2 protein-coding genes are annotated in these 6616 nt (G+C 67.4%); both read right to left on the reverse strand.

What is annotated here, in order from left to right; all coding sequences use genetic code 11:
- Positions 1-45 precede the first annotated feature (45 nt).
- A complete protein-coding gene (locus tag QSG27_RS15200) occupies positions 46-1680 on the reverse strand; it encodes a fumarate hydratase (protein WP_306707517.1) in 1635 nt (544 codons plus the stop codon).
- A gap of 238 nt (positions 1681-1918) precedes the next feature.
- Positions 1919-5902 (reverse strand): Pls/PosA family non-ribosomal peptide synthetase, encoded by a 3984-nt coding sequence (locus QSG27_RS15205; RefSeq protein ID WP_306707518.1) that lies wholly within the window; start codon positions 5900-5902, stop codon positions 1919-1921.
- Between the last annotated feature and the right edge of the window lie 714 nt (positions 5903-6616).

Consider the following 6616-nt stretch of genomic DNA (forward strand, 5'->3'; position numbering starts at 1 on the left):
GTCCCTCCCCCGCTCTTGCGGGGGAGGGACATGGCGGAGCGGGCGTCAGGCCAGCTTCAGTTCCTTGAAGAAGTCGTTGCCCTTGTCATCGACGATGATGAAGGCCGGGAAGTCCTCGACCTCGATGCGCCAGATGGCTTCCATGCCGAGTTCCGGATACTCGATGCACTCCACCTTCTTGATGCAATCCTGGGCCAGACGGGCCGCGGCGCCACCGATGGAGCCCAGATAGAAGCCGCCGTGCTTCTGGCACGCCGCGGTCACCTCCGGGCTGCGGTTGCCCTTGGCCAGCATGACCATGGAACCGCCCGCCGCCTGGAACTGCTCCACGAAGCTGTCCATGCGCCCGGCGGTCGTCGGGCCGAAGGAGCCCGAGGCGTAGCCTTCCGGCGTCTTGGCCGGGCCGGCGTAGTAGATCGGGTGGTTCTTGAAATAGTCGGGCAGCCCCTCGCCGGCGTCCAGGCGGGCGCGCAGCTTGGAGTGGGCGAGGTCGCGGGCGACGATCAGCGGGCCGGTCAGCGACAGGCGGGTGCGGATCGGATACCGCTTCAGCGTGGCGAGGATCTCGCTCATCGGCTGGTTCAGGTCGATCTTCACCACCTCGCCGGCCAGATCGCCATCGGTGATCTCCGGCAGATACTTGGCCGGATCGGTTTCGAGCTGCTCCAGGAAGATGCCGTCCTTGGTGATCTTGCCCACCGCCTGACGGTCGGCGGAGCAGGACACGCCGACGCCGATCGGCATGGAGGCGCCGTGGCGCGGCAGGCGGATGACGCGCACGTCGTGGCAGAAGTACTTGCCGCCGAACTGGGCGCCGATGCCCATGGTCTGGGTCAGCTTGTGCACCTCGGCTTCCATGGCGAGATCGCGGAAGGCGTGCGCATCCTCGCCGCCCTCGGTCGGCAGGTTGTCGAGGTAGCGGGCCGAGGCCAGCTTCACCGTCTTCAGATTCTGCTCCGCCGACAGGCCGCCGATGACGATGGCGAGGTGGTAGGGCGGGCAGGCCGAGGTGCCGAGATAGCGGATCTTGTCCTCAAGGAACTTCAGCAGCCGGTCCGGCGCCAGGACGGACGGGGTGGCCTGATGCAGGAAGGTCTTGTTGGCCGACCCGCCGCCCTTCGCCATGAACAGGAACTTGTAGGCGTCCTCGCCCTCCGCGTAGATCTCCACCTGACCCGGCAGGTTGTTGCGGGTGTTCTTCTCCTCGTACATGGAGATCGGGGCGAGCTGGCTGTAGCGCAGGTTGCGCTTCAGGTAGGCGTCGCGGGCGCCTTCGGATAGGGCGGCCTCGTCACCGCCCTTGGTGAAGACGCGGCGGCCCTTCTTGCCCATGATGATGGCGGTGCCGGTGTCCTGGCACATCGGCAGGGTGCCGGCGGCGGCGATGTTGGCGTTCTTCAGCAGGTCCAGCGCCACGAACTTGTCGTTCGGCGAGGCTTCCGGATCGTCGAGGATCGCGCGGATCTGGCTCAGATGGCCCGGACGCAGCAGGTGGTTGATGTCCTTGAAGGCTTCCTCGGCCAGCAGGCGCAGGCCCTCCGGCTCGACCTTCAGAACCTGCTCGCCGTCAAACTCGACGACCGAGACGTAATCCGAGGTCAGCTTGCGGTAGGTCGTGTCGTCCTTGGTCAGCGGAAACAGCGTCGAGGCACCGCGGGCAGGGCTGATATCGTCGGGCATTCGGGGGGCTTCCTTCCTGTTCTTGGGTCACAGGCCCCGATGCGGCGCGTGGGAGCGCGCAAAAGGGCCAGGGCCACGCTCGGGCACCGTTATACACCCCTGCGCCCCGCGCACAACGGGAACGGAAGGCCCTGCGGCGATAAGGAAAGGGCGTTGCTTCGGCCTTGAAACGATGCGGCCCGGCCCCGACGCCGAAGCGCCGGATGCCGGGCCGCAACAAGCCAACGTCAGCAATGGATTACGCAGCGGTCTTGAGCTGCTCTTTCAACTCCGGGTGTCCCTCGGTCACGGGCTCCGCCGGGGCGCCGGCCCATTCGGTGTGCGCCGGGATCTCCTCACCCTTCATGACCAGGGTCAGCGGGCCGAGATGGGCGTAATCGCCGACGTTCGTGTCGTACAGCACCGTGGAACCGGCGCCGATGGTGACGCCGCAGCCCACCTTCACGCACCCCACCTTCATCACGCGGTCCTCGTACAGATGCGTCTGGAGGGCCGACAGGGCGTTCACCGCGCTGTGGTCGCCGACCGACACGCAGTCGAACTCCGTAATGTCGGTGGTGTCCATGAACACGCCCTTGCCGAACGTCGTCCCGAACAGGCGCAGCACCCAGGGCAGCATCGGCGTGCCGCGCAGATGGTCCAGCAGCACCTTGCCGGCGAGACCCCAATAGAGCACGGCCACCGCCTCCGTCTTCATGGCCCACCAGGACCACATCGGCTTCATGGTCGGCTGGTAGCGGCCCATCAGCAGCCACTTCACCAGGATCACCACCGCCACCATCGCCACCGGGATGGCCACGCTGACGGCCAGGAACTGCGTCAGAAAGGCGCCGTAACGCTGCTCCAGGATGGCCGGGGCGAACAGCTCCACCGCCAGCGTGCCGAAGGTGATGAACAGCATCGTCGGCATGGACAGGCTGAAGGCTTCGAACACCGCGCGGCCCAGGCGGCGGGCCCTGGACGGTTCGAAGGTCCAGTTGGCGGCCACCCCGTCGAAACGCTGGCGCACCGGCAGCTTGATGGGCGGGCTGCCGAACCACGTCTCCCCGGCGGACATCGCCTCGTTTGCAGGCGGCTTCGACTTGATGCCGATCAGCGAGCCCGTGGGAATGCAGGCCCCCGCCGGCACCACCGCGTCGTTGCCGACGAACACGCGCGCCTCGGTCTTCACCGGCTTCAGGAACATCCAGCCGCGGCGGATGTCCTCGTCGCCCAGCACCACCTCGTCGGCGATGAAACACTTCTCGCCGATCTCCACGAGGTCGTAGCGCCCGGCGAGGTTGGTGGAGATCTCCGCATCCTTGCCGATCCTGGCGCCCATCAGCCGGTACCACGCCCGCATGTAGACCGTGGCGTAGAGGGAGCTGAGCGTGTCCAGCATCACTTCGGTGGACAGGGCCACCATCCATTTCCGCAGGTAGAAGCCGCTGTGCACCGAATAGGTGCCGGCCTCCACCCGCGGCAGAACGATCCAGCGCACGGCGGCGATCATGCAGACCGTGACCGCGACCAGCGCCATGGCCGTCGGCCAGGCGATCAGCGGCAGATAATAGAGATAACTGACGCCGAAGGCCGACCCCAGCACCCCGTCCAGATTGTCGAACAGGTAGAAGGCTGGGAAGATCGGCATCAGCGAGATCGGCGGCAGCGCCAGCAGCATCGCCGTGTAGAAGGCGGCGTTGAACCCGCGGCGCAGCCGGCCCGCGGCGGCGGGAGTGGGCAGTTCCGCCCGGTCCACGTCGCCGGAGCGGCGGGCGGGCGAACCGTCCCAGCGCTCGTAGGCGCCGGTGCGGGCGCCGGCGGGCAGGGCGGTCAGGTCGGCCAGCTCCGTGCCGTCGCCCACCACCGCGCCCATGCCGATGACGCAGGAGGTGCCGACATAAGCATCCGCGCCGATCTCCACCGCGCCGATGACCAGCTCGTTCCCGATCACCTCGGCGTTGGCCAGCTTCACCTTGCCGCCGACGGAGGCTCCCGCTCCGATGGTGACAAGGTCGATGGCCCCGGATTCGAATTCGCCGATCAGCGCGTCGTCGCCCACCCGGGCACCCAGCACACGGAGCAGCACCCGCATGACCGGGGAGCCCTGGAACCACTTCAGGTGGACGAGGCTGATGAAGCGCTGCGCCAGCCACCAGCGGTAATAGTAAACGCCCCACAACGGATAGCGTCCGGGCTTCGTCCGCCCGATGACCAGCCACTTGGCCGCGACGGCGATCACCACCGTGGCGACGTTGATCACCATGTAGACGCCCAGCAGCGTGGCGATTTCCTGAAGGAAATTCGCGTCCTCGCCCGACAGCAGCATGTAGCTGACGAACACGCCCAGCCACTGCGCCGTCATCAGCGCCAGGATGAAGGGCAGGGCCGCCGCCTGCGCCGCCCCGCAGAGGAAGCGGCGGAGCAGGGGAGGGGGCGTGAAGGAGCGGTCCTTGCGCTCCGCTCCGCCGCCGTTGCCGCCGCGCGGCGCGCGGGCGTCCAGCCGCTCGGCCATGGCGCGCAGGCTGCGGGCGCCGTAGACGTCCTGCAGGGTCAGCCCGTCCAGGTGCCGGGTTTCCCGCACCGCCGATACGAAGCGCGCGGCCAGAAGCGAATGGCCGCCGAGATCCATGAAGAAATCGGCCTCCAGCGGCACCGCCTGACCGGGGAAGACGCGCTTGGCGGCTTCCAGAAGGGCGGCCTCCGTCGGGGTCCGCGGCTCGTCCTGCTCGCCGGGGCCGGTGTCGTCGGTCAGCGGGGCGGCCTGAAGCGCCTTGCGGTCGGCCTTGCCGGAGGTCAGGCGGGGGAGGCGGTCCGTCACCTCGAAATGCGACGGCACCATGTAGCTGGGCAGTTGGGCGCGCAGGACGTCGCGCAGCGCCGCCTTGTCCAGCCGGGCGCCGGGCTGCGGCACCAGGAAGGCGACGAGACGGTCCAGCCCGTTGTCGTTGCGCAGAACGACCGTGGCCTGGCTCACGCCGGCCATGCCGGTCAGCGTCGCCTCGATCTCGCCCAACTCCAGCCGGAAGCCGCGGATTTTTACCTGATCGTCGATGCGGCCGTGGAACAGCAGGTTGCCGTCCGCGTCGATGCTCACCGCGTCGCCGGACCGGTAGAGCAGCGGATCGTTGCCGTGGATGGCGAAGGAGTTGCGGATGAACTTCTCGGCGGTCAGCTCCGGACGGCCCAGATAGCCCTGCGCCACGCCCGGCCCGCCGATCAGAAGCTCGCCCTGAACGCCGGGGGCGGCGAGCCCCATCGCCTCGTCCACCACATAGCAGCTGTAATTCGGGATCGGGCGCCCGATGGTGACCGGCTCGTCCGGGCGCACCTCGGCCACGGTGGCGACGACGGTCGCCTCGGTCGGGCCGTAGCTGTTGAAGATTGTCCGGCCGGGACGGCACCAGCGCGTCGCCACCGCGGGCGGGCAGGCCTCGCCGCCCAGGATGATGACGCGCAGGCTCGGCACGTCCTTGGGCAGCATGGCGAGCAGGGTCGGCACGGTGTCCAGCACCGTGATCCCGGCCTCGTTCAGCACGTCGGCCAGCCGGTCCGCCTCGTCCAAGACTTGCCGGCTCGCCACCCAGAGCGTCGCGCCGACCAGATAGGGAACGAAGATTTCCTCCAGCGACAGGTCGAAGGCCACCGAGGCGCCCTGGAACGCCACATCCTCGCCGGTGATCCCGTACACGCTGTTGGCGGCGCGCAAATAATGGCAGATGTTGGCGTGGCTGATGACGATGCCCTTGGGCTTGCCGGTGGAGCCCGAGGTGTAGATCGCGTAGGCCGGATGATCCTTGGTGACTCCATCGGCGCGCAGGTCGGGCGCGCGCTCGTCGTCGGACGCCAGTTCGTCCAGACGCAGCGCCGGCGCACCGAGCCCCGTCGCTTTGGAAGCGGTGACGGCATCCACCAGGATGGCGGGCGCGGAGCAGTCGGCAAGGCTGACCGACACGCGCTCGGCGGGCGCGTCGGCGTCGAACGGCAGATAAGCGGCCCCGGCCTTCAGAATGCCGAGCAGCGCGACATGCAGGTCGAGCGACCGCGCCATCCACAGCCCGACGAAGCTTCCCGGCCCATAGCCCCGCGCGCGCAAGGCGTTGGCGACACGGTTCGCCCGCGCTTCCAACTCTCCATAGCTCACCCGCCGTCCATCGAACAGAATGGCCGTCCGGTCCGGCGTCCGTCGCGCGGTTTCCGAAAAGATGTCCGGAAGCAGCTCGTTTCGGAGCAGCTCCGGCATGGCAGTGCCTCGCAGCACGCCGGAAACGGGAGGGGTGGTTGCGGAGAAGGAGAGGGCGCCGTTCTGAGATTCGGACGAACGGTGGCCGACGCCCGGGGCTTCGACCAAGGTCGGCGTGCGAAGCAATGTCACGCTTGTCAGCCTTTATAAAATGGTTCAGCGCAATCGCGACGGTCGGACCTGTGATGGGCTGGTCCCGGCGGTCGGCTGGCGGCTACTCTCTGCCGTTTTGCAACCATATCCGTTCTTGGTTAACGAACCATTGATCGTGGCCGAGCCTAAGCTGAAGATCTTCTCGGCGATGGGTCCGACTATGCGATCCCATGCCTCCGCCGCCTAATGAAAAGGGTGTCATGTGCATGGAGGTGTCCGGGAAGAAAATCGCCGTGGGTCGAAAAAAGCGCTTGCCACCCCGAGTGAGCCCACATATAAAGCGCCTCCCGACGCGGTGGCCGCCAACGAGGCGACGGCGGGTCGGGAAAACAGAAGACATTCTGGCCCTGGCGGCCCACTCCTCTGAAGGAGTCGGGTGCGGGGTGTTGCGGTTCTCAACGGGACTGCGGGATCATTGACATCGTTGATACCGTGTTGTGAGAAGGGATGCGCAGGCGGCGGCATGGACCGTTGGCCGCGGGTCGGTTCCGGAGGGGACCGGCATCGCGGGTCGCTTGAGCATCTCGGTCAAGCAGTAAGAGACTTCAGTTTCGAAAGCTT

The sequence above is a fragment of the Azospirillum isscasi genome (assembly GCF_030849505.1).
Taxonomy (GTDB): Bacteria; Pseudomonadota; Alphaproteobacteria; order Azospirillales; family Azospirillaceae; genus Azospirillum; species Azospirillum isscasi.